Consider the following 21,807-nt stretch of genomic DNA (forward strand, 5'->3'; position numbering starts at 1 on the left):
CAGACAAGCCGCTAGACAGAGGGAACGATAATGAAAAAGCTATTGGCATCGACCTGCATGTTGTTCGGACTGGTAGGCGGAGCCTCCTTTGCGAGCGCCGCCGAATGCGGCAGCGTCACCATCGCCAGCATGAACTGGCAAAGCGCGGAAGTCCTCTCGAACCTCGACAAGATTATCCTGAACGAAGGCTATGGATGCGACGCGGATATCACCGTCGGTGACACGGTTCCGACAATAACGTCCATGGCGGAGAAGGGGCAGCCCGACATCGCGCCGGAGGCGTGGGTCGACCTGCTGCCGGACGTCGTCAAGAAGGGTACGGAGGAAGGCCGCCTCGTCGTTGCCGGCACGTCGCTTCCCGACGGCGGCGTTCAGGGATGGTGGATCCCGAAATACCTCGCCGACGCGCATCCGGACATCAAGACCATTCCCGACATGCTGAAGCATCCTGAGCTCGCACCCGCCCCGGAAGACCCGAAGAAAGGCGCTATTTTCAACGGCCCGCAGGGCTGGGGCGGCACGGTCGTCACATCCCAGCTTTTCAAGGCATACAATGCCGAAAAGGCAGGCTTCACGTTGGTCGATACCGGCTCTGCGGCCGGCCTCGATGGCGCCATTGCCAAAGCCTATGAACGAAAGGAAGGCTTCGTAAGCTACTATTGGGCGCCGACGGCCTTGCTCGGCAAATATGCCATGGTGAAGCTTGAGGCCGGCGTGCCCAACGATGCGGCAGAATGGAAGCGCTGCAACACCGTAGCGGACTGCCCCGATCCCAAGCCGAATGCCTGGCCGACCGACCATGTCGTCACGCTTGTCGCCAAAACCTTTTCCGAAAAGGTCGACCCCGAGGTCATGGACTACCTCAAGAAGCGCTCCTGGAGCAATGAGACCGTCAACAAGCTGATGGCCTGGATGACGGACAACCAGGCGAGCGGTGAAGATGGCGCCAAGCACTTCCTGAAGGAAAACAAAGACATCTGGACGAAGTGGGTTACTGCGGACGCCGCCAAGAAGATCGAAGCGGCTCTTTGACGTTGCTCTTCTGCGGTGCGCCAAGCGCACCGCAGATCGCCTGCCGAAAAATATAAAAAAACTGACACGGCTTCTTTCAAGAGAAGGGGAACCGAATGGATTGGTTTTACAAATTTCCTCACATGGATGACGATGCGCTTCGAAACCTGAAAAAGGCCATCGACGACGGATTTCGCGCCTTCACCCGTGCCTATGGGGACCAGATCGAGAACTTCTTTACGCCTCTGCAGCACTTCCTGATTGCTGCCGAGCGGTTCACCACGCAGACGCCCTGGCCTATCATCATCCTGCTGATCATGCTCATTGCCTGGTTGGCAAGCCGCAGCTTCAAGATCGTCCTGGGCTGTCTCGTGACCCTTCTTCTGATCGGCTATTTCGATATGTGGGAAGACACGATGCGCACGGTCTCCATGATCTTCGTCTGCACCGTGCTGTCGATCGCCATCGGCCTTCCGATCGGCATCATCATGTCTCGTTCGGACCGGATCCAACGGATCGTCAATCCGATTCTCGACGTCATGCAAACCATGCCGAGCTTCGTCTATCTCATTCCCGTCGTCATGCTGCTGGGGATCGGAAAGGTGCCCGGCCTCATCGCCGTCGTCATCTATGCGATACCTCCGATGATCCGGCTGACCGATCTCGGGATTCGCCTGGTGGATCGCGATGTGCTGGAGGCTGCGGATGCCTTCGGAACATCGCATGCGCAGAAGCTTTTCAAGGTGCAATTGCCTCTTGCATTGCCCACGATCATGGCCGGCATCAACCAAACGATCATGATGGCGCTGGCGATGGTCGTCGTTGCCTCAATGATCGGCGTTCAGGGGCTGGGCCAGCCTGTTCTGAAAGCCATCGCGAACCAATATTTCACGCTGGGAATCTTCAATGGCCTCGCCATTGTCGGCATTGCCATCATCTTCGACCGGGTCAGCCAGGCCTACGGCAAGAGGCTCCAGAAGCACCGGGAGATCGTCCATGGCTGACCAACCGCTCGGCGGCATCAAGATCCGCAATCTCTACAAGATTTTCGGCCCCAATCCGGCCGCCTATGTCGAAGCCGTCCGCAAGGGCATGACCAAGGTCGAGCTCAATCAGGTTCACGGACATGTGCTCGGATTGAGGGATATCAACATCGAAATCCCGTCCGGCTGCATTCAGGTCGTCATGGGGCTTTCGGGCTCCGGCAAATCGACGCTCATCCGCCACATAAACCGCCTGATAGACCCGACCGCCGGAGAGGTTCTCGTTGACGGTGTCGATGTCGTGAAGATGAACAACATCGAACTGCGGAAATTCCGCAGGCATCAGACGGCGATGGTGTTCCAGAAATTCGCGCTTCTTCCTCATCGCAGCGTGCTCGACAACACCGTCTTCGGCCTCGAGGTCCAAGGCGTGCAGCGCGCCAAGGCGGTGGACACGGCGATGAAATGGTTGGAGCGCGTGGGGCTGAAGGGGTTTGAGCAGCGCTACCCCAACCAGCTTTCGGGCGGCATGCAGCAGCGTGTCGGGCTGGCGCGCGCCCTGTCGAACGATGCGCCCGTCCTGCTTATGGACGAGGCCTATTCCGCGCTCGATCCTCTGATCCGAACGGACATGCAGTCCGTTCTTCTCGATATCCAGCGGGAAATCAAAAAGACGATCGTGTTCATCACCCACGATCTCGACGAGGCGCTGCGCCTGGGAGACCAGATTGCAATTCTGCGCGACGGCGAGGTCATCCAGCAGGGAAGCAGCCAGGACATCGTCCTGCGACCGGCCGACGACTATATCGCCAATTTCGTCAAGGAGGTGAACAGAGGGCGTGTGGTCCAGGTAGAGGCCATCATGGAGCCATGGCACGCAGGCGCCATATCGTCTCAGACGACGATCGCGGCCGGGTCCACGATCGAGGATGCCGTTCGCATGCTTGCCGCCGCCGCCGACGGCAACGCGACGGTCGTCTCTCCCGCAGGCCAACCCGTGGGGATCGTCAATTTCCGCCGGCTCGCGACTGCGATGGTCAATGCGCCCGGTTCGGCAAATGAGACGGTCGGCAGCCTCGCGAGAGCGCATTAGCCGTCAGGGAGCAGGAAAGACCGCAGCAATCGAACGTCCGCCACGGAAGCATATGCGTGGCGGATGTTCGAGACTGAGGTCATCGCTCTACGCCACGCGCGCCCTGTCGCGGCCGCTCAGCTTGGCGGAATAGAGGGCTTGATCGGCTCTCTGATAAAGATCGGAGACATGATCCGCCTGCGTACAGGCCGCAATGCCAGCCGAGCATGTGTAGCGGAAGTCGGGGGAATCGGCCAATGGCCGGGAAAAGCGGATGACCGCCAGCATGCGTTCGACAATTCCGACCGCATCCTCAAGGCTCGTCCCCGGCATTACCAGCACAAATTCCTCGCCGCCGACCCGGCCGAAGCAGTCGCTACGTCGCACATTTTGATGAATGCGCGCGGCGAAATCGCACAGGACAAGATCGCCTGCGTGATGACCGAGCCTGTCGTTGATATATTTGAAGTTGTCGATATCGAACACGGCAAGACATCCGACATTGCCATCCTTGGCCGCGATCAGCATGTCTTCGATCCGCGCCATGATGAAGCGGCGGTTGGAGACGCCGGTCAACTCGTCGGTTTGGGACGCCTTGATTGCCAGATCGCGATCCTGGCGGACGCTCCGCTCCTCGGCGCGCAATGTCGTGATGTCGCTGGCGATGCATAGCATCCAGCCGTTCTTCTGCACCGTCTCGGTCATCCAAAGCCAGCGTCCGTCCATCAAGTCCGTCTCGAAGGCGCGGTAGCCGATCTTGCCGCGGCGCGACTGGGTCGATTTGAGCCATTCATTGAAATTGGCCGCGCGAATGACCGTACCGCGCCCGCGTTCGAAATTGCGTCGCATCAGATCCGGCCACGACAACGTCTCATCGACATCGACGAAATACGCCGCCCGAAAGGCATTGTTGGCATATTGCAGCCGGTCGTCGGCATCATAGACCGCAATAAGCGTCGAAGTGATCGCTGACAAATGTCGAAGCTGCTCCAGTGCCTCGTCCATATCGAACCCCGCTATTTGCCTGACGGAAGCATGTCGCACGATTATTGAGAAAAAACGGCGTTATTACTGCACAGGAGCCAACAGAGATATCAGCCGGCGTCACCGGGCGGCATGGAACGCATTCCCGACCTCCTTCTTAAATGACAAGCCTCGGAACGCGTCAACACCTTCGTTGGAATGTTGGGATTGAGGGAAAGAAGCGGAGGCGGTTGCCGCTGACATCTGCGGGCGGAACATGCGCTGGACAGGCGCCCATTTTGCCGAGAACCGAAACCTGTGACGCCGTCATGTTCTCGGAGACGAGATGCCGACGATCCTGCGCATGCCTTTCGCCCTCATGCCGGCCTATCGTCGCGCCCCATACATATTCCATGAAGACAAGAGCCTGTTGCCATCCGCCGTTTTCCCGCCCGCCACTCGATGCACATGCCACTCAATGTACACTGGGCGTTTTGACAACTGCCGCGAAATCCTCCGCCACCAGTTCGCTGATCGCGATCAGGACCTCTTCGGCAGAGAAGCCGGAAGCTATCGTGGCACGGATCAGATCCTGCAGGTCGGGCTCGACGACGTCGCGGCAATCCTCAAGACGCTCGTCCGAGACCGTTATATCATATAATTCTTCCATCATGCGCCTTTCAAAATATGCTGGCGGGCCGGCCTTGCACCGGCCCTGATCGTGCTTGTCAGCGAGCCGGCGCCCGACGTCTGGCGGCGGGCAGAAGCCCTTCGCGCTGCATCTTCTTGCGGGCAGCCTTGCGCTGCCGGGCAATCGCCTGCGCCCGCTCGCGAACCCGGCGCTCGGAAGGCTTTTCGTAGGCGCGGCGTTCCCTTATCTCGCGAAAAAGGCCCTCACGCTGCATCTTCTTCTTCAATACGCGGATAGCCTGCTCGATATTGTTGTCCTTGACGATGACCTGCATGCTGTTCTCCTTGTTCCGGTGTTGATATTCAGCCGAGTTGCGCGGCAACGATGGTCTGGATCTCCCGCCGGGTCAGAAGGCAGGGATAAGGTTTCCAGGTCCTGTTCGGCCGCTTGACGGCGTTGCCGCCATCGCGCGGCTTTACCGCCGCATGGGCGGTAGCAATGTTCTTCTTGTTCAATCGATATCCTTGGCGCCCAAGAACGGCGCGGTGACACGGCAGCACGTCTACGCGCAAATCAGCCGACGCCATTCAAGGCGTGCGGCCATGACCGTGTGTGATTATGTGAGTGATAGCAGATAAATAGGGCGCCACCCGCTGCGTTGCAAGGTGGCGCATGACTTGCGAGAAATTCGTGGAGGCCCGCCGTGAAAGGGAGCGCGCCTTCCTTCGACAGGGTTCAGGCACCTTGAGCCCGGCTCTTTTACGGTCAAATCCCTCTCTTCGGCCGCGTGGTGCAAGTCCAAAGCCAGCTTTCGCGGCCGGTAAAATCGTCAGCGCCGTCGGCAATCGTCCGGCGATTGCGACCGCTCGGCCAGGCGCAGTCCACGCCGCACGGCCTGCCTCCGTCGAGGATGACATCAGGCAAGCCGCTGTTCATGGCCGCATCTGTGTTTGCCTTTTGCTATACGCTCTTTTCCGCCTCAGCCTGCGGCAACAAAGCGATCGCCGCTTCGGCAGTCAGCATCCGGAAGGTAAAGCTTTCCTGGAAGTAGAGCTCGACTGTCGTCGCCGAATGGCTGAGGTAGCCGATGGAGATGTCCTGACCGATATCGAGCTCGAAGTCTCCGCCTCTGGTCGTCAGAACGAAGCCTCCCTTGATCGCAGGCGCCCAGATGATCCCGCCATCGACGATCTTTTCGATATGGTGGAACACCGGATAGCCTTCATCGCTGCCGCCGCTCGCGGCAGTGTACGTTTCCTCGCCGAGAACCAGCGCATAGGGGCCCTGAACGCCGGCAAGGCGCAACTGGCTGACCGCCTTCGCCACGACGTCCGGATAATTCTTGAGGCTGGCGGGAAGGCTCAAGGCGGCGTTGCTGCTGCCCTCGCGAATTCCCTGGATACCCGCCGCCGCAAAACCCTCGAAAACGGCCCTGTCTTCGCTGAAGGCAAGCTTGCGGGCAGCCTCCTTGACCGGCGACCAGTCGGAATCCTCCGATCCGCGCTCCACGTCGTCTATAGCGGAGCGCGAAAGCTCGAAAGGAACACGAAGCTCGACAACCGCCTTGACATCTCGCAGGGAAGCCTGGACGCCGTTGCCTGGGCTGCCGATCTGCTTGAGGTGCCCGGTGCCGACCGCTGAAAATTCTGAACCCTTCGGACCGTCGACGTCTACCACACGACGCGCCGCAAGGTGACGCTTGAGTGTCCTCTTCGCCTCCTCCTCGATTTGCTCCCAGGCCTTGGCCGAGATAGGAGCGAGGTGCCTGTGAAGATTGTCCATGTCAAACCTCTTTCTTTAAGGAACCGATCCCGAGGGAACCGTCCTTGTTTTCATTGCGGGGAGCAGAGTCCGTGTCGTCCGATTGATTTGCGGAGGCAGATTCAGCCTCGGTGGCTGGTGACGGGGCGGCATCGGGTTCGACACTGTCAAGAAACGTCGCCGATGGAACGAAGAAAAGGCTGCCCGTAATCGCCTGGCTGACGTCCAGCAGGCGATCATAGTTCCCCGGCGGCTGGCCGACGAACATATTGACGAGCATTTGTTCCGTGCGGGCCGGAGATCGAGCATAGCCGATGAAATAGGTTCCGAATTCGCCCTTCCCGACATCGCCGAAGGGCATGTTGTCCCTGACGATATCGAGCTCCTCGCCATTTTCGACGATGGTCGTCAGTGCATTGTGCGCGAAGCTGGGTTTGACGCTATCGTCGAGCTCGACATTGGAGAATTTCTTGCGGCCGATGATGCCTTCCTGCACTTCGACGGGTATCGCGTTCCATTTTTTCAGGTCGTGCAGGTATTTCTGGACGATCACATAGCTGCCGCCGGCAAAGGTCGGGTCTTCGTCCGCGATGATTGCCGCGTCGATCGCAGCCTGATCGACAGGATTTTCCGTTCCGTCGACGAAGCCGATCAGATCGCGGTCGTCGAAGTAATTGAACCCCTGGACCTGATCCGCGGTCGCCACCGCATCGCCAAGCCGCGACATGATCTCCATCGCCAGCTCGAAACAGAGATCCATGCGGGTCGCGCGGATGTGAAAAAGGACGTCGCCCGGTGTGGAGACGGCATGGTGCACGCCATGAATCTCCTTGAAAGGGTGCAGATCCTTCGGCCTTTGGCCTTCAAACAGGCGGTCCCATGCATCGGATCCAAACCCCATGACACAGGACAGCCCGCCTTCCAGATCACGGAACCCCACCGCGCGAAGCAGCCCGCCGAGATCGGCGCATATCGACCGAACAGCCGTTTCGTTTTCGCGGCCGGGATTGATGGTCAGAACCAGAAAAATCGCCGCGCGCGTGAGGCGCGCAACGACTGGCTGCGGGATCGGTTTTGTTGCGTCTGCTGGCATATTTTACCCGTTCAATCCTTTGGTGATCGCGCCGCACTCACGGCGCAGGCGGGAATGACAATCAAGGCGGGCGCGGCTCGATTTTCATGAAATCTCCGAGCCGCTCCCTTTCTCTATTTAACATTTAACGCAATTCCGGACGGAATATCGCTTCGCGTTCCTTGGGGAATTGCCCTACTGCTTCGAAGTCGATGTCCTTCGCTCTATATCAGTCGGCAGCGGCGCGCGTGCAGCAAGCCCGAGCCGATGCACAGCGGCAGACACTATCCCACCGGCGCCGATCGCATCCAAAGAGATTGGCGGATATTCCTCCGGAGTAACCCAACTGGCACGGTTGCCGAGGCACGACCTTTCCGTTGGCGATACCGGTTGCGAAACTTGCCTGCGACGCGGCGCTCAATCGGCGGCGTCCCGTCTGGCCTGGGCTGCCGCCCCTGCCTTCCTCAATCGCCCCCGCTCGGCCGGCCGTATCAGCGAAGTGACTTTCTTGTCCGGTATGTCCCGCATACCCTGGTTTGCGTGGCGCGTATTATACGGAATGTCATTTTTCTGGGCGTGAAGCTTAAGCTGGAGTGCGTGCTGTGCGTTTTCGACGAGCGAGTGCTTTCTCGACATCGAAGCACGTCGCTGGATCTCGGCGTTCAGCCGCTTCAGGCTCAAGGCCAGAACGGAGGCCTTCAACCGCGAACCGGCGTCGGAGCTCTTGGGGACCGCGCCTTTCGGCTGCGCCTTCCCTCGCATTTCCCGGCGCTGCTGGTTCGCCTGCGATTTGGCGCGATCACGCATGTCCCTGAGCCGCCGCAGAAGCTTGCTCAACGCATCGTCGGACAATTCCTGTACGTCTGGATGGCGGGTCTGGATGACGACTTCACGTTCCTCGGCGCTAAGCGCCCTCTCTTCCTCTTTGCGGGTAATAGCCATTTCATATCTCCTCTTCCCAACCGATATAAAGCCATCCAGCCTATTCGTGTTCCGCGAACGTCGCAGCCATTCCGTCATGCGGCCTCCGCCTTGCCCTCGGTCGGGGCGACGGCGATCAGATCGGGCATACTTACCCTGTCTCGGAAACGCCCGTTCCATGCATCGCCATTACAACAGCAACCGCCGTGCCAGATGATAAAACCATTGGAAACAATGATACTTCACTGCCAGATCAAGTGTCGAGAAAGACAATATGTCGACGAAAGGAGACAAATTGTCCCATCAGCCGTCCGGAACCTCGCGTGCCGCAGGCGCCGTCAATCCTCGGCTGTGGAGAGATTAGAGCTAGATTATCGCCTCCGGAATGGCGAAAACTTTGGCGACGCTGATTTTCCTGGTAGAATGACCGCTCGACAGCGCGTGGCTTCCCGGCCTTCTCCTGGCGATCGAGCCGATGCTCCGGGGCGGAAGCTTCATCGGCTTTGCTTGCCGGCCGGGACTCGTATCATGACGGTCATCCACCATTCCCATATCCCGCAGGTGGATGTTTTGACCCGCTTTCAACGAAGCATCGCGAGAGGACACGGAGATGACCAGGAACAGAGACAAAGCCCATGAAGAACAAGAGCAGACGACCAAGGATCCGCATGCGCCTGCCAGATCTGCCGACCGGGAAAACAACGAACACAACGACCCTCGACACGACGCGGCCGCAAGCGAGAAGCTTGCGAAGCTCGAAGCGGAAAACAAGAGTTTGCAGGACCGCCTTCTTCGGGCATTGGCGGAGATCGAGAATGTACGCAAACGCGCCGAACGCGATGTCTCCGATGCGCGCCAATATGCCGTTACTCAATTCGCGCGAGATATGACAAGGGTGGCGGACAATCTGGAGCGCGCAATCGGCAGTATTCCGCAAGACATCCGCCGAAGGGAAGGGCCGATCAGGACATTGATAGAAGGCGTCGAACTCACCGAGAAGGAGCTGCTGCGCTCGCTGGAAAAGCACGGCGTTGCCAAACTCGATCCCGCCGGCAAGGCGTTCGATCCGAACTTTCACGAGGCAATATTCGAGACGGAAGATCCAAGCGTTCCCCACGGCACCGTGACGATGGTCGCCGAGCCTGGCTATTCCATAGGAGCCCGCCCCTTACGTCCTGCGAAAGTCGCTGTTTCTCGCGGCGGCTCCCCGCGTCGACCGCAAAGTTGACCCGGCCGTACCGGGTCAGAGAGCCGAGCGGACATTCGAGGCTTTGGTTTGACGCGATTGCGAATGAAAAACAGCCCCGCGCCTTTCTTGAAGCTGCTTTAAAAAAACGCCGTTACCGCCATGCCGACAACAGCGGCAAACATGGCAAGGCACGACGCCCATCCCAGGATGCTCAAACCCCTGCCGATGACGAACTGCTTCATGACTTTTCGATTGGAGGCGATGAGCATCAGGATCACCATGACGGGAACGGCAACCACCCCGTTTATCACGGCACTCCAGAACAGGGCCTTCATGGGCGAGACAGGGGTGAAATTCAGCAACATGCCCACCACCGTCGCCACTCCGACCGTCGCATAGAAAGCCTTTGCCTCGCTTGGTTCATGGGACAGCCCCACTTTCCAGCGGGCCACCTCGCCGACGGCGTATGCTGCCGAACCGGCAAGGACGGGAACGGCCAACAGCCCTGTTCCTATGATGCCCATGGCAAAGATGATCTCGGCAAAGTGCCCGGCAAGCGGCTCGATGGCCTTCGCGGCATCGACGGAACTTTGGATGTTGGTAGTTCCGGCCTTGTTGAGCGTTGCCGCCGTTGTCGTAATGATGGCGAGCGCGACAATGTTGGATGCGGCCATGCCGATCAATGTATCCAGGGTGATGCGGGTATTTGCCCTGCCGGCTTCATGCGGATGTTCGACGAGAGCCTCCTCCCGGGGGTTTTCCTTCAGATCCTCCGCTTCCTGGGAAGCCTGCCAGAAAAACAGATAGGGGCTGATCGTCGTTCCGAAGATGGCGACGATCATCGACCAGTAGTTCGGATCCGTCTTGAAGGTCGGCAACAGGAGGCCGCGCGTGAAGGCCGACCAATCGATATGCACGACGAACAGCGCCGCAATGTAGGAAAGCAATGCCAGGCTCAGCCACTTCAGAACCGCGACATAGCGCTTGTATTTGAGGAAAACCTGCAAAAGGATGCATATGCCGCCGAAGGCGCCGACATAGATGAGCGCATTGCCGTTCACCAGCAAATGAGCCGCATCTCCCATCGCCCCGAGATCGGCCCCCAGATTGATGATATTGGCAATCATCAGCGGAACCGTGATGATCGCGCCGACCCACCTCGGATAGCATTGCGCCATGCTGCCTGCCAGACCGCGACCGGTAGTTCTGCCGATGCGGGCGCTGATCATCTGCACGGCCACCATCAGCGGATAGGTCAGGATCAAGGTCCAGCTTGCCACATAACCGAATTGAGCCCCGGCCTGCGAATAGGTCGCGATGCCGCTGGGGTCGTCATCCGAAGCGCCCGTGACCAGACCCGGCCCCAGGATTTCCAGTATGCGCGGCTTCGAAGGCTCGACGACCGCACTCCTGCCACCCACCTGCTCGTTGCTCATGGCTGCCTCCCAGCAGAAATCGGACCAGGCTCGTTTCAAGCGGTCACGGTGCGAGAGAATCGCGCTGCCCGCTTGTTTGTTCCAGAGGTGCCGCGCATGTCCTTCCGCAGCTATATTCCGACCGCCAGGGAACCTTCTGCAACGCCGTCAGTTTGCTTGGTCGAAAGCGAGGATAGTCGACACATGGACAAGCAACGGCCTTTCGAGCGGCGGCGACCGGTAAGGGGACCCGCCTATACCCTGGCGGACTTCAAGGAAAAATACGGGCTCGATTGCAGCACGGCCGAGGATCTGTTCATTCGGTTCGGCCCATCGTCCATCGAGCTCGATTTGCTCATGTCGGCAAAACGTCGGGCGCCGTCCTTCAACGACCTCACGAAAGACATGCCGCCGCGCTAGACGATGCCCACCCGGCATCGCGATCGAGCGCCGTTCTTGCCGCGAACCCATGCCATCGCGCGCCTGGCGCAACTGCATGGCAAGGGTCGGCTGAAGGTTGGCGAAACCTTCTCGCGGGGAGAGCGTGCTCGGCGCGATATTCGAAGGCCGTCTAGAGTCCGAAACGGCCTTGGGCGCTTTGGAGCATTGCGCCCGGCATCGATGGGTGGACACGGAACATCGGCACAAGATGATCCTTGTCGACGACCGCGAACCCTTGGCTTATGGCTTCCGGATGAAGTAAAAGGGCTTCATCAGCGGGGGCAAGCGCATGAAATCCGTCAAAGATGAATCGAAACACGGTGCTCTGAAAGTCGGATTTATCCTCGCGCGATCCTTTACGCTTTCCGCGTTCGCGTTGTTTGTCGATACGTTGAGACTGGCGAGCGACGAAACCGACAAGTCCGGCCGTGTGCTGGCCGATTGGCATGTGTTGGGCAGCACCAGGCATCTCATTACCTCCAGTTGTGGCGTGCAGGTCGCGCCGACATCGGATTTTATCGACCCGCGGGAGTTCCACTATATCGTGGTGGTGGGCGGCCTTCTGAATTCCGACATCACGATCGACGATCAGACTTCCGACTATCTCAAGAAGGCGGCGGGCCAAAAAATCCCGCTGATCGGCGTGTGCACAGGCACGTTCATTCTGGCGCGCCTCGGCCTGATGAAAACGCATCAGACCTGCGTCAGCTGGCTTCACTATCAGGCCTACCGGGAGCAGTTTCCCGACAATCCCGTTCGCTCCGACCGTCTGTTCAATCTCGATCGGAACCGCGGATCGTGCGCCGGAGGAAGCAGCGCGGCCGACATGGCAGCCTTTCTCGTCAGGCGCCACATCAGCATCGATGCCGAGCGAAACGCGCTGGAAGTGCTGCAAATCGAGCGGGCGCGATCCGGGCTGGACATACAGCCGCGCAAGCCGCTTGCCATCCAATGCCAGGACCCGCGCCTGAAGGCCGTACTCATCACCATGGAGAGCCACATCGAAGACGTGGTGCCGACGGAAGATCTGGCCGCCTCCGTCGGCCTGTCCCGACGACAGCTTGAGCGCCTGTTCATGGAAGAGATGAAAGCGTCTCCCGGCGCGATCTACACCCGCATCCGCATGGAACGCGCCAAACAGCTGGTTCTGCAGACGCAGGCGCCCCTCATCGAAATTGCACTGGAGGTCGGCTTCGACAGCGCATCACATTTCGCGAGGCTCTTCCGCAGGCTATTCGGACAATCCCCCACGGAATTGCGCCGCGCGCATGGTTAGAGCCATTCCAGCAAAAGTGCGAAGCGCTCTTCCTCTTCGGAATTGCATAGAAGCAAAGCGGCCGCCCACCGACTGGACCCTCTTCAAGCGGCTACCACCTGCCGCCTGCGTCTGCCAATGAGCCAGCCGGCGGCGATCAGGATGATGACAATGGCAATCCCGGCCGATGCCGGCAGGATGTATGGCTGGACGATTGCGAGCAGAGGCTTCGGTCCGCCGGCCCGCGCCATCGCGACATCGTCCGGCGTGACCTTCGCCTGGGGATTTCCAAAATTCTGCAACACGTAGTTGGAAAGATCGGCGATCTGCCGGTCGGTCAGAGGCGTCACGTAAGACTGCTTGCCGAAGCCCGGCATCAGCACTTCCTTGCCGTCGACCTCCCGGTCGACGCCGTAGAGGATTGCAGCCACGAGGTTGGCAGGCCGGATCGAACCCGTTGCCGTGTTGTGGAACAGGGATGGGTAGGCCTGATCGTCGCTGCCAGCCCCGTTCGGCTGATGGCAGCTGGCGCAATAGCCGCTGTAGAGCTCCCTGCCGCTTTTCAGGCTGTCATGCGATGTCGGCGGATAGGCGCCGCGAATCCCATCCTCGTCGCTGTGCGGAGAGCCGAACTCGTAGGCGGCATGGCCTTCGCTCGCGTCGCGAATGGGAGCGGTGCTTCTCAGATAGGCTGCGATCGCGACAAGGTCGCTCGCGGGCAGATATTGCAGGCTGTTCTGCACGGCTTCGGCCATGCCGCCGGCCGCCTGGTTCTTCCCCTTGGCGTGCCCCGTACGCAGATAGGCGACCAGCTCGTCCTGCGTCCAGGCGCCGATGCCGCTGACGGGATCGGCGGTGATGTTGGGCGCGTACCAGGGCCCGACGAATCCTCCCGCAAGCGCCTCCCCCTGCACTGCGCCCATCAGCATGTTTCGTGGCGTATGGCAGGAAGCGCAATGGCCGAGAACATTGACCAGATAGGCGCCGCGGTTGATATCGTCGCTGACGCCGGCCGCCGGAGCAAAGGGCTTCGTCCGTGCGTAGAGCAGGTTCCAGAACGCCATGGAAAAGCGCAGGTTGAACGGAAACGGCAGCGCCGTATGCGCCTTCGGCGCATCGTCCACCGGCTCGACGCCATGCATGAAATAGGCATAGAGCGCGTGCATGTCCTCATCGGTGATGCCCGCGTATGAATCATACGGCATGGCCGGATAAAGATGGGCGCCGTCCTTGCGGATGCCCTGGCGAACCGCGCGCGAGAATTCGGCTTCGCTATAGTCGCCGACGCCGGACGTCTTCGAAGGGGTGATGTTCGTCGAGTAAATCGTCCCCAAGGGAGAGACGATCGGATAACCGCCGGCGAAGGGTTTCCCCGTGCGCGGCACAGTGTGGCAGGCCATGCAATCGGCTGCCGTTGCGATGGCATGGCCCTTTTCCACGAGCGCGCTGTCGGAAAGGGTCTGCGCCTGCGCATTGACGGCAACGGCTCCGAAAATCGCGGCGATCGAAACGACGAGAGACGGAATCTTCATGATTCAAGCCCTCAGCGCGCGCGAAATGTCGTCGGCCGCCTTGATCCCAAGCGCGGCCATGGTGAGCGTGCTGTTGACCACGCTTGCCGATGGTATCGCCGCTCCGCCGGGAATCCACAGATTGGCGTGATCGTGGGCGCGACAGTCGCCGTTGACGACGGAATCCTTCGGATCGCTGCCCATGATGCATCCGCCCATGATGTGATTGTTGGCATTGAGGGATGTGGTGATCTGGAAGTCCGATGCATTGAACAGCCGGCCGATTTCCTGCAATTGCCGGCCTGCGGCGTCAAAGCCCTTACGCACGTAGTCGCCGACATCGTAGTAGACATCGGGACAGGGTATGCCGTGCGGATCGCGTCTGGTCTTGCTGAGCGTGATCCGGTTCTTCGGATCGGGCAACGGCTCCAGGCTGATCGAAAGGTCGACGCCGTGGATCGTCCGCTTGCGGATTTCCGCATCGAGTTCCTCGCCGACGAACCCTTTGGAAAGCGCGACCGATGCTGCCGTCGTGACCTGCGTGATATTGTTGAGGATCATCTTGTTGGCCGAGTATTCGGACCGGAAGGCTCCGTCTCGCGGCCCGACGAGACAGCTGCTTTGCGCCGGTCCGCGGCCGATCCAGAGCGGTTCGTCGGCCTGGAAGAAACAGTGGAATCCGGAATGGTCCATCATGTTCCGGCCGACCTGATCGGACGAGTTCGCGATGCCGGCCGGATTGCGATCGTCCGCCGCCGCCAGAAGCAGGCGAGGCGATTCCATCGAATTGCAGGCAACGACGAATGCCTTCGCCGTGACCTTGTGCGAGCGGTGCTCGTTGTCGTACCAATGAACGGCCGTAATGCGGTTGTTCTCGTCGGTGTCGATCTTGTAAACAGTCGCTTCGGCAAGCACGACGGCGCCGAGGGCTTCCGCCGCCATGACGGTGTGGATGCCGTTATACATCGCGCCGATGGGACAGATGGGCTGGCAATTGTTGTTGCCGCAACAGGTCGGGCGCCCCTTCCACGGCCTTGTGCTGCGCCCCTGCGGTATCGGAACGGAGCGGTAGCCGTGCGCATTGACGATTTCGGCAAAACGCTTGTCGCCATAGCTCCACGGAACCATGTCCATCGGATAAGGCTTGCTGCGCTCGGAAGGCGACTGGAGCGCCGGATCATTGGGACCGGCAACCCCCATCGCTTCCTCGGCGCGACAGTAATAGGGTTCGAGCGCATCGTAGGAAATCGGCCAGTCGCGGCCGACGCCATAGGTCGAGCGCATTTTCAGATCGACGGGCAGATGCCGCCAGCACGACGCCGCCCAGTGCCAGGTGGTGCCGCCGACGGTCTTGAGATAACCCTGCTTGAACCCCTTGCCGTCGGGCCCGGACAGCTCGACATAGTTGTTCTCCGGCCAATAAAGCGGTGCCGGCGCCCACTTCGATTGCGGATACAATCCTTGAAAGTCGGAGCCGGCACGGTTCTTGAAGGGCATGTTACGCCAGTTTTCCACCGCCTGCGCGCGCTCGATCCGCAAGCCGGCATCCAGCACGAGAACGGCATGGCCTTCGGCCGCCAGCTGCTCCGCGATCAGAGCGCCGACAACGCCAGATCCGACGATGGCGACATCCGCTGTCGCATCGCCATTCGAGAAAACGGGTGATGTCATGATCACAGTACTTTCGGATTGTTTTGCGGAACGCGGGTGACTTGCGGAGGAAGATCGCTCCACCAGAGGGGACCCCGGCTGCAATATGTCGGCACGGTCAAACCATCGGCGACCGGCTGATACATCAAGGCGTCCTTGTAGGCGACGACGACGGGACCGGCCTTGGTGTCGACCGTGCCCGTATACCATGCGGACACGATCGCCATCATCAGACCATCGAGGCCAACGGCGGACGCCGCCTGCTTGAGGGCGGCCGGCGACGCGGCCGAGGTCGAAAGCCCGGCCAGCTTACCGAGCTTGTCCGAAAGAGCCGGGTCGTCTGCCGAAAGCGCGACGTGTATCCTCTCTGCCGTAACCGGCGAGAGCTGGTCTTTGCCCGTTATCTTGCGCGACAAGGCGAGAAAAGCCGGGTCCGCTGCAATCGCTGCCGGCGCCGTTTCAGCCAGCGCGGGCATATGGAAGGCCAGATCGGCCAGCAGCAAGGTCGAGCCCGCCAGCAATTGGCGGCGCGTGGTCTTCAGATATCCGGAAACGGCGCCGCCTGCCGTCGATCCGGCCTGATCATCCTGTTCTCTTGTCATTATCATCCGCTGAACTGGCCGAGCCAGGAACTGCTCGGCCTTATTTCTTGAGCCTAATCAGTTTGTTTTCGGCACGACGTCCAATGGGCGGGGTCGAAATGCAACTTCGTTTGTCGTACTTGAGCCGAGCGGCGTCAATATCGATTTTTGGAATGGCTGCCATTTGTCCAAGCGAATTTCGCGGATGCCTAAAGTACGGCCGTGCGCCCGAAACGAGACTTTAAAAGATGCTGGAGACGGCGCCGCGTGCGGTGGAATCAAGGGATTGGTGTGAGGGACGGCGTTTGCGCGCAGGCGTTTGAGGCACCATCCGGCACAAGCCCGGCACGCCGACAGGACGCCGCCGGAATGGCGATCGCGGCGTCCTTGAGGATGTCCTTGAGGATTCTGGGGAGCGCCTACTCGATGAGGTTGGTGTCGCGGCTGTGACGCCAGAACATCTCGGGCGTCCGCAGCAGATCCCGCAATCCCAGCCGATCGATCATCAGTTCGGTCTCGCGTTGCGCGGCGTCAAGAACCGCATCCTGATCGATGTTGACGGGATTGCGATCGCGCAGCAGCACGCGGCCGCCCACCATGACGGTATGAACGTCGTTGCCGTTTGCAAAATAGGTAATCCTGAATTCCGGCATGTTGGCCGGATAGAGATGCGGACGCCGCAGATCGACGAGGATGATATCCGCCTTCTTGCCTGGTTCCAGCGATCCGATTTCGTGATCGAGCCCAATGGCGCGCGCGGCGTCGATCGTGCACATTTCCAGAGCCTTGCCCGGCGGCAGCCAGCTCGGATCGTGGAAATGGGTGCGATGATAGTGCATGCACTGCTGCATATGCCGGAACATATCCGCGGACCGGTCGGGGGCGGTCGCATCGGAGCCGATCGCAACGACGACGCCCGCATCCAGAAGCTCCGGCACCGGGCAGCGCGCGAGAATGGCGGCAATGGCGCTTGGATTGTGAACGATACGTGTCGCCGTTTCCGCACAGATCGCGATTTCATCCTGATCGAGACCGGTGGCATGCGAAAGCAGCGTGCGCGGACCGAGAATGCCGATGTCCCTTGCGATGCGGACGCTGCCTTTCGTATGGCCGTCCTGGGTGAAGAGCAGGCCTCGCTCGTCGGCCAGGCGCTTGACCGTGCGCGATTGCGCAATCGCTTCCTCCGCGCCGGGTGAATCGAGCTGTTCCCGATGCAGCGTCGGCGTCAGCAGGGCGACATGGAGACGATCCTCGTGGCTGCGATGCCAGCGATCGACGAGGCTCCGGCACGTCGCGAGCTGCTGTTCGAAAGAGACGGCATAGTCCGACCGCACGGAGCCTTCCCACCGCGCATAGGTCAAAGGATGCGGAGGGCGCGTCGTGCCAACGGCAACAACCGATCGCGTACCGATGCCGAGGACGCCTTCCATATGGGCGTCGCCATAGGCGGCCTCGTCCGTACGCATGATGGAATCGCCGCCACCCAGCAGGGAAACCCCTGTCGTTACGCCGAAGCGGAGGCGTTCCAGCGCCGCAAGCTGCGCCTCGGCATACCAGAACTCCGGCGTCGAACCGACAGTGTAGGCGCCCTGGCAGGCGCGATACCAGAGATCGCCTCGGCCACCTCCCATCGTCTTGATGAGGCCATGGCCGGCGTGGGCATGGCTGTCGACCAAACCGGGCATGATGACCATGCCGCTGGCATCGATGGTTTCGCGGGACGGATGGTTCCTTGCCACCTCCTCGGTGGGGCCGACGGCGACGATCCGGTCGCCCTCGACGGCAACCGCGCCATCGGGAATGATCCGCCGCTCGTCGTCGATGGCAATCACGGTGCCGTTTCTAATCAGGATGTCTGCCATTGCTTCAAATTCTCACAAGTTGGCGCCGGCATTCTCTCTGGAGAGAATACGATCGAGCGAGGGAGCCAGGCGCAAAAGTTCGCGCGTATAATCATGCTGTGGCGCCGAGAACAAGGTTTCGGTATCGGCCAGCTCGACAATCTCCCCTGCCTTCATGACGGCGACGCGGTCGCACATCTGGCGTATCACGGCGAGATCATGGCTGATGAACAGCATCGAAAGGCCGGCCAGATCGCGCAAATCCTTGAGGAGATTGAGGATCTGCGCCTGAACCGAGACGTCGAGCGCAGAGGTCGGCTCGTCGCAGACGAGCATGGATGGCAGCGGCCCCAGCGCCCGCGCGATCGCCACACGCTGCCGCTGGCCTCCGGAAAAGGCATGCGGAAACCGGGCGCCGGCATCGGCAGGCAAACCGACGGCCTCGAGCAATGTCCTTGCATCGGCCCTCGCCTCGGCCATCGTCGAGGCGAGTTTATAGAACAGGATCGGCTCGGCTATCGCCGAGTTGATGCGCAGCCGCGGATTGAGTGCGGAATACGGGTCCTGAAACACCATCTGCAGGGATTGGGATATCTGCCTGTCGCGCCGCGCGGCCAGATCGCTGCCCTGGAACCCGATCTTTCCCGTCGTCTGTTTGACAAGACCGGCAATCGTGTTCGCGACAGTGGTCTTGCCGCAGCCGGATTCGCCGACGAGGCCGAAGATTTCGCCGCGCCGAACGTCGAACGAGACATTCTTCACCGCTCGAAACACCGAGAGCTTGCTGCCCGGTATGAACGAGCGGCTGCCATAATCGACGCAGAGGTCGCGAACATCGAGAACGACATCGTTTTGCCCGGCTCCGCCGCGACCGGCACTCTTCGTGCGAACGGCCTCGCGGGCGCTGAGCGTGGTTTCGGTCGCCTCGCTCGGAACCGGCAGACGCTCCAGCCGCGTGTCGATCGGCGGAACGGCCGATATCAGCGTACGGGCATACGGCGCCTTTGGCGAGGTAAGCACGTCGCGCGCGGGTCCGCTTTCCACCACGCGTCCGTTCTGCATGATCGTGACGCGGTCGGCAATCTCGGCGACGACGCCCATGTTGTGCGTGACCAGAAGAATGCCCACCTGACGGGCGTCGGCAAGATCGCGGATCAGTCTGAGGATCTGCGCCTGCACGGAGACGTCGAGCGCGGTCGTCGGCTCGTCCGCTACGATCAGTTGCGGTTCGCATGCCAGCGCCGTCGCGATGACGACACGCTGGCGCTGTCCGCCCGACAGCTGGTGCGGATAGCTGCCGAGCCGGCGTTCCGGCTCGGGAATACCGACAGCCTTCATGAGTTCGAGAGCCTTTGCGCGCGCTTCGCGCCGACTGATTTTCAGGTGCGTGAGCATGCCTTCGCACAGCTGGTTTTCCACTGTGAAAAGCGGATTGAGGCTCGTCATCGGGTCCTGAAAGATCGCCCCGACATCGCGGCCCGGGACAATGCCCCGGGTGCGGCCGGTGCGCACGTCGACCGACTTGCCGGCGATCTCGATCGTGCCCGATGCGATCCGGCCGGGAGTCTGCAGAAGACCCATCAGCGCGTTTCCGACCGTCGTCTTGCCTGCGCCGGACTCGCCGACCAGGGCATGGATCTCGCCGGGCGCAATCGTGAGGTCGACGTTGTCGACGGCGGCCAGGATCTCCCCGTTGGCGAGTGGATATTCAACCCGAAGGTTCCTGATTTCCAGGATGGGTGGCGTTGTCTTTTTCATCAGTGTGCCATCAGCTTGGGATTGAATCGATCGCGCAGGTAGTCACCGATTATGTTGACCGCCAGAACAAGGATGACGAGCACGCTGGCCGGCATGACCGCGATCCACCAAAGGCCGGAAAACAGAAACTGGTTGCCGATCCGAATAAGCGTGCCGAGCGACGGATAGGTTGGCGGCATGCCCGCGCCGAGGAACGACAGTGTCGCCTCGGTCAGGATGGCGCCGGCCAGATTGATGGTCGCAATGACCATGACCGAACTTATGACGTTGGGCAGGATGTGACGCAGCATGATGCGCGATGGCGGCAGCCCGATCACCTTTGCCGCCCGGACATAGTCCCGCGATATCTCGACCATGCTGGAGGCGCGCACCGTGCGGGCGTACTGCACCCATTCGTTGACCGCTATCGCGAAGATCAGGATGAACGGGGGCCCACACAAGAATGGTATCGGCATCGAGCTGCGCGCGGGCAATGCCGCTGATCAGCAGCGCGACGAGGATGGTCGGGAAGCTGACGAGAATATCGGCGATACGCATGACGATGCTGTCGACGATACCCCCGAAGAAGCCTGCAATCAGGCCGAGGGCGACGCCGACGGCCGCTGCGAACACCACTGCCCCGACACCGATGAGGACGGATATCCGCAATCCGAAAAGCGATCATCGGCGCGAAGATCACAAGCACCAGCATGATCGCCAGAACAAGGCCGGCAATCATCACCGAAACCGGGGGAAGCCTCTTCAATATACGAGCTTGCGTGGCCATTACCTTGTCCTCAAGCGGGGATCGATGAAGGTGTAGAGAATATCGACGATCATGTTGATCAGAACGAACAGGAAGCCGACGAAGAGAAGGTAGGCCGAGAGGACGGGTATGTCCGGATATCCGACCGCGTTCGTGAAGAGCAGGCCCATGCCGGGCCACTGGAACACCGTCTCCGTGACGATCGCGAAGGCGATCAGCTGGCCGATCTGCAGACCCGTGACCGTGACCACAGGCATCAATGCGTTGCGAAGTGCGAGACGCCCATAGATATACGACCGGGGAAGCCCTCGCGCAAAAGCAAAACGAATATAGTCGGAGGACAGCACATCGATCATTTCCGAACGAACCAGGCGCATGATCAGCGTCAGCTGGAACAGAGCCAGCGTGATTGACGGCAGGATCAGCGACTTCAGGCCCGATATGGTCAGGAAGCCGGTCTGCCAGAAGCCGAGATCCACGACCTCGCCTCGCCCGGAGGACGGCAGCCACCGCAGATTGACGGCGAAGATCAGGATCAGCAGCAATCCGGTGACAAAGGTAGGCATGGAGATGCCGACCAGGGTCGCGGATTGGGTCAACCGCGAGAAGAAGCCGTTCGGCTTTAGCGCGCAAACGACGCCGAGCGGAATGCCGACGGCAAGCGACATGACCGTCGCAACGAACACGAGTTCCATCGTCGCGGGAAGCCTGCTCAGCAGAAGAACGGCAACCGGCTGCTGATAGCGAAAGCTCGTGCCGAAGTTGCCTTGAAGCACCCGGCCGACAAATTCCAGGAATTGGACGACGAGCGGTTTGTCCAGTCCGAGGGCGGCGCGAAGCGCATCCTTCTCCGACTGCGTTGCGCCCTCCCGGACCATTGCGGCGACAGGATCGCCGACAAAACGGAACATGACGAAGGCGATGGCCGTGACCGCGACCATTACCAGGATGGCCTGAAGCAGCCTCACCGATAGAATTCTGATCATCCGAAAATACCTTGCAGGGAG

Annotated in this window: 20 protein-coding genes and 1 pseudogene; 6 read left to right on the plus strand and 15 right to left on the minus strand. The window is 60.4% G+C overall.

The genetic code is table 11. The features are described from left to right. The first annotated feature begins 30 nt into the window (after positions 1–30). The 3 genes from ACJJVH_RS24705 (at position 31) to ACJJVH_RS24715 (ending at position 3,087) form a co-directional block, all read left to right on the plus strand. Entirely contained in the window at positions 31–1,032 is a 1,002-nt protein-coding gene (locus tag ACJJVH_RS24705; RefSeq protein WP_112798380.1) for an ABC transporter substrate-binding protein, read from the plus strand. Positions 1,033–1,127: 95 nt separating this feature from the next. Beyond that, positions 1,128–2,015 carry an ABC transporter permease gene (locus ACJJVH_RS24710; protein ID WP_112798382.1) on the plus strand — a complete coding sequence of 296 codons (888 nt, stop codon included), beginning with the start codon at positions 1,128–1,130 and terminating at the stop codon, positions 2,013–2,015. Further along, positions 2,008–3,087 carry a quaternary amine ABC transporter ATP-binding protein gene (locus tag ACJJVH_RS24715; RefSeq protein WP_113502553.1) on the plus strand — a complete coding sequence of 360 codons (1,080 nt, stop codon included), beginning with the start codon at positions 2,008–2,010 and terminating at the stop codon, positions 3,085–3,087. The genes ACJJVH_RS24710 and ACJJVH_RS24715 overlap by 8 nt, the downstream gene beginning before the upstream one ends. A gap of 87 nt (positions 3,088–3,174) precedes the next feature. On the opposite strand, the gene ACJJVH_RS24720 is transcribed toward ACJJVH_RS24715, so the two are convergent. The 7 genes from ACJJVH_RS24720 to ACJJVH_RS24750 form a co-directional block, all read right to left on the minus strand. Then, the gene (locus ACJJVH_RS24720; protein ID WP_113370732.1) at positions 3,175–4,071 is read right to left on the minus strand and encodes a GGDEF domain-containing protein; all 897 of its coding nucleotides are present in this window, start codon (positions 4,069–4,071) and stop codon (positions 3,175–3,177) included. Positions 4,072–4,504: 433 nt separating this feature from the next. Then, complete coding sequence (locus ACJJVH_RS24725) at positions 4,505–4,699, minus strand: hypothetical protein (protein ID WP_112800091.1); 195 nt, start codon at positions 4,697–4,699, stop codon at positions 4,505–4,507. Positions 4,700–4,757: 58 nt separating this feature from the next. After that, complete coding sequence (rpsU, locus tag ACJJVH_RS24730; protein WP_112798388.1) at positions 4,758–4,994, minus strand: 30S ribosomal protein S21; 237 nt, start codon at positions 4,992–4,994, stop codon at positions 4,758–4,760. A gap of 28 nt (positions 4,995–5,022) precedes the next feature. Next, on the minus strand, positions 5,023–5,175 hold the full coding sequence (locus ACJJVH_RS24735) for a hypothetical protein (RefSeq protein ID WP_412065414.1): 153 nt from the start codon (positions 5,173–5,175) through the stop codon (positions 5,023–5,025). Between the two features lie 445 nt (positions 5,176–5,620). Beyond that, a complete protein-coding gene (locus tag ACJJVH_RS24740) occupies positions 5,621–6,442 on the minus strand; it encodes a family 1 encapsulin nanocompartment shell protein (protein ID WP_113357687.1) in 822 nt (273 codons plus the stop codon). Position 6,443: 1 nt separating this feature from the next. Then, on the minus strand, positions 6,444–7,514 hold the full coding sequence (locus tag ACJJVH_RS24745; protein WP_412065415.1) for a Dyp-type peroxidase: 1,071 nt from the start codon (positions 7,512–7,514) through the stop codon (positions 6,444–6,446). A 396-nt stretch (positions 7,515–7,910) separates the two neighbouring features. Continuing rightward, entirely contained in the window at positions 7,911–8,435 is a 525-nt protein-coding gene (locus ACJJVH_RS24750) for a hypothetical protein (RefSeq protein ID WP_112798392.1), read from the minus strand. 589 nt (positions 8,436–9,024) lie between these two features. On the opposite strand from ACJJVH_RS24750, the gene grpE reads away from it, so the two are divergent. Continuing rightward, positions 9,025–9,642, plus strand: a complete 618-nt coding sequence (grpE, locus tag ACJJVH_RS24755) for a nucleotide exchange factor GrpE (protein WP_412065416.1) — start codon at positions 9,025–9,027, stop codon at positions 9,640–9,642. Between the two features lie 98 nt (positions 9,643–9,740). On the opposite strand, the gene ACJJVH_RS24760 is transcribed toward grpE, so the two are convergent. Further along, positions 9,741–11,039 (minus strand): NRAMP family divalent metal transporter, encoded by a 1,299-nt coding sequence (locus tag ACJJVH_RS24760; protein WP_412065417.1) that lies wholly within the window; start codon positions 11,037–11,039, stop codon positions 9,741–9,743. Between the two features lie 183 nt (positions 11,040–11,222). Between ACJJVH_RS24760 and ACJJVH_RS24765 the strand changes: the two genes are divergently transcribed. Further along, entirely contained in the window at positions 11,223–11,438 is a 216-nt protein-coding gene (locus ACJJVH_RS24765; RefSeq protein WP_113357692.1) for a hypothetical protein, read from the plus strand. 310 nt (positions 11,439–11,748) lie between these two features. Then, positions 11,749–12,735 carry a GlxA family transcriptional regulator gene (locus ACJJVH_RS24770; protein WP_112798400.1) on the plus strand — a complete coding sequence of 329 codons (987 nt, stop codon included), beginning with the start codon at positions 11,749–11,751 and terminating at the stop codon, positions 12,733–12,735. A gap of 83 nt (positions 12,736–12,818) precedes the next feature. On the opposite strand, the gene ACJJVH_RS24775 is transcribed toward ACJJVH_RS24770, so the two are convergent. The 7 genes and pseudogenes from ACJJVH_RS24775 to ACJJVH_RS24805 all read right to left on the minus strand — a co-directional run bounded on the left by ACJJVH_RS24775 (position 12,819) and on the right by ACJJVH_RS24805 (position 21,786). Then, entirely contained in the window at positions 12,819–14,246 is a 1,428-nt protein-coding gene (locus tag ACJJVH_RS24775) for a c-type cytochrome (protein ID WP_412065418.1), read from the minus strand. A gap of 3 nt (positions 14,247–14,249) precedes the next feature. Continuing rightward, positions 14,250–15,896 carry a GMC family oxidoreductase gene (locus ACJJVH_RS24780; protein WP_412065419.1) on the minus strand — a complete coding sequence of 549 codons (1,647 nt, stop codon included), beginning with the start codon at positions 15,894–15,896 and terminating at the stop codon, positions 14,250–14,252. A gap of 2 nt (positions 15,897–15,898) precedes the next feature. Further along, positions 15,899–16,477, minus strand: a complete 579-nt coding sequence (locus ACJJVH_RS24785) for a sugar dehydrogenase complex small subunit (protein ID WP_162703975.1) — start codon at positions 16,475–16,477, stop codon at positions 15,899–15,901. Positions 16,478–16,875: 398 nt separating this feature from the next. Next, on the minus strand, positions 16,876–18,318 hold the full coding sequence (locus tag ACJJVH_RS24790; RefSeq protein WP_412065420.1) for an amidohydrolase family protein: 1,443 nt from the start codon (positions 18,316–18,318) through the stop codon (positions 16,876–16,878). A 12-nt stretch (positions 18,319–18,330) separates the two neighbouring features. Then, complete coding sequence (locus tag ACJJVH_RS24795; protein ID WP_412065421.1) at positions 18,331–20,055, minus strand: dipeptide ABC transporter ATP-binding protein; 1,725 nt, start codon at positions 20,053–20,055, stop codon at positions 18,331–18,333. Then, positions 20,055–20,821 (minus strand): annotated as a pseudogene (locus ACJJVH_RS24800) (ABC transporter permease). Before ACJJVH_RS24800 ends, ACJJVH_RS24795 begins: the two are co-directional and overlap by 1 nt. Next, entirely contained in the window at positions 20,821–21,786 is a 966-nt protein-coding gene (locus ACJJVH_RS24805; protein WP_113357697.1) for an ABC transporter permease, read from the minus strand. Before ACJJVH_RS24805 ends, ACJJVH_RS24800 begins: the two are co-directional and overlap by 1 nt. Positions 21,787–21,807: the final 21 nt, after the last annotated feature.

The organism is Rhizobium sp. SYY.PMSO, assembly GCF_046840415.1.
Lineage (GTDB): Bacteria > Pseudomonadota > Alphaproteobacteria > Rhizobiales > Rhizobiaceae > Rhizobium.

Excerpts from the sequence above, each read along its gene's own strand:
- ACJJVH_RS24795 (WP_412065421.1), bottom strand. The coding sequence starts at position 20,055 with ATGAAAAAGACAACGCCACCCATCCTGGAAATCAGGAACCTTCGGGTT.
- ACJJVH_RS24760 (WP_412065417.1), bottom strand. The coding sequence starts at position 11,039 with ATGAGCAACGAGCAGGTGGGTGGCAGGAGTGCGGTCGTCGAGCCTTCG.
- ACJJVH_RS24715 (WP_113502553.1), top strand. The coding sequence starts at position 2,008 with ATGGCTGACCAACCGCTCGGCGGCATCAAGATCCGCAATCTCTACAAG.
- rpsU (WP_112798388.1), bottom strand. The coding sequence starts at position 4,994 with ATGCAGGTCATCGTCAAGGACAACAATATCGAGCAGGCTATCCGCGTA.
- ACJJVH_RS24765 (WP_113357692.1), top strand. The coding sequence starts at position 11,223 with ATGGACAAGCAACGGCCTTTCGAGCGGCGGCGACCGGTAAGGGGACCC.
- ACJJVH_RS24780 (WP_412065419.1), bottom strand. The coding sequence starts at position 15,896 with ATGACATCACCCGTTTTCTCGAATGGCGATGCGACAGCGGATGTCGCC.
- ACJJVH_RS24745 (WP_412065415.1), bottom strand. The coding sequence starts at position 7,514 with ATGCCAGCAGACGCAACAAAACCGATCCCGCAGCCAGTCGTTGCGCGC.
- ACJJVH_RS24705 (WP_112798380.1), top strand. The coding sequence starts at position 31 with ATGAAAAAGCTATTGGCATCGACCTGCATGTTGTTCGGACTGGTAGGC.
- ACJJVH_RS24790 (WP_412065420.1), bottom strand. The coding sequence starts at position 18,318 with ATGGCAGACATCCTGATTAGAAACGGCACCGTGATTGCCATCGACGAC.
- ACJJVH_RS24710 (WP_112798382.1), top strand. The coding sequence starts at position 1,128 with ATGGATTGGTTTTACAAATTTCCTCACATGGATGACGATGCGCTTCGA.
- ACJJVH_RS24785 (WP_162703975.1), bottom strand. The coding sequence starts at position 16,477 with ATGACAAGAGAACAGGATGATCAGGCCGGATCGACGGCAGGCGGCGCC.
- ACJJVH_RS24775 (WP_412065418.1), bottom strand. The coding sequence starts at position 14,246 with ATGAAGATTCCGTCTCTCGTCGTTTCGATCGCCGCGATTTTCGGAGCC.
- ACJJVH_RS24805 (WP_113357697.1), bottom strand. The coding sequence starts at position 21,786 with ATGATCAGAATTCTATCGGTGAGGCTGCTTCAGGCCATCCTGGTAATG.
- ACJJVH_RS24750 (WP_112798392.1), bottom strand. The coding sequence starts at position 8,435 with ATGGCTATTACCCGCAAAGAGGAAGAGAGGGCGCTTAGCGCCGAGGAA.
- ACJJVH_RS24740 (WP_113357687.1), bottom strand. The coding sequence starts at position 6,442 with ATGGACAATCTTCACAGGCACCTCGCTCCTATCTCGGCCAAGGCCTGG.
- ACJJVH_RS24725 (WP_112800091.1), bottom strand. The coding sequence starts at position 4,699 with ATGGAAGAATTATATGATATAACGGTCTCGGACGAGCGTCTTGAGGAT.
- grpE (WP_412065416.1), top strand. The coding sequence starts at position 9,025 with ATGACCAGGAACAGAGACAAAGCCCATGAAGAACAAGAGCAGACGACC.
- ACJJVH_RS24770 (WP_112798400.1), top strand. The coding sequence starts at position 11,749 with ATGAAATCCGTCAAAGATGAATCGAAACACGGTGCTCTGAAAGTCGGA.
- ACJJVH_RS24720 (WP_113370732.1), bottom strand. The coding sequence starts at position 4,071 with ATGGACGAGGCACTGGAGCAGCTTCGACATTTGTCAGCGATCACTTCG.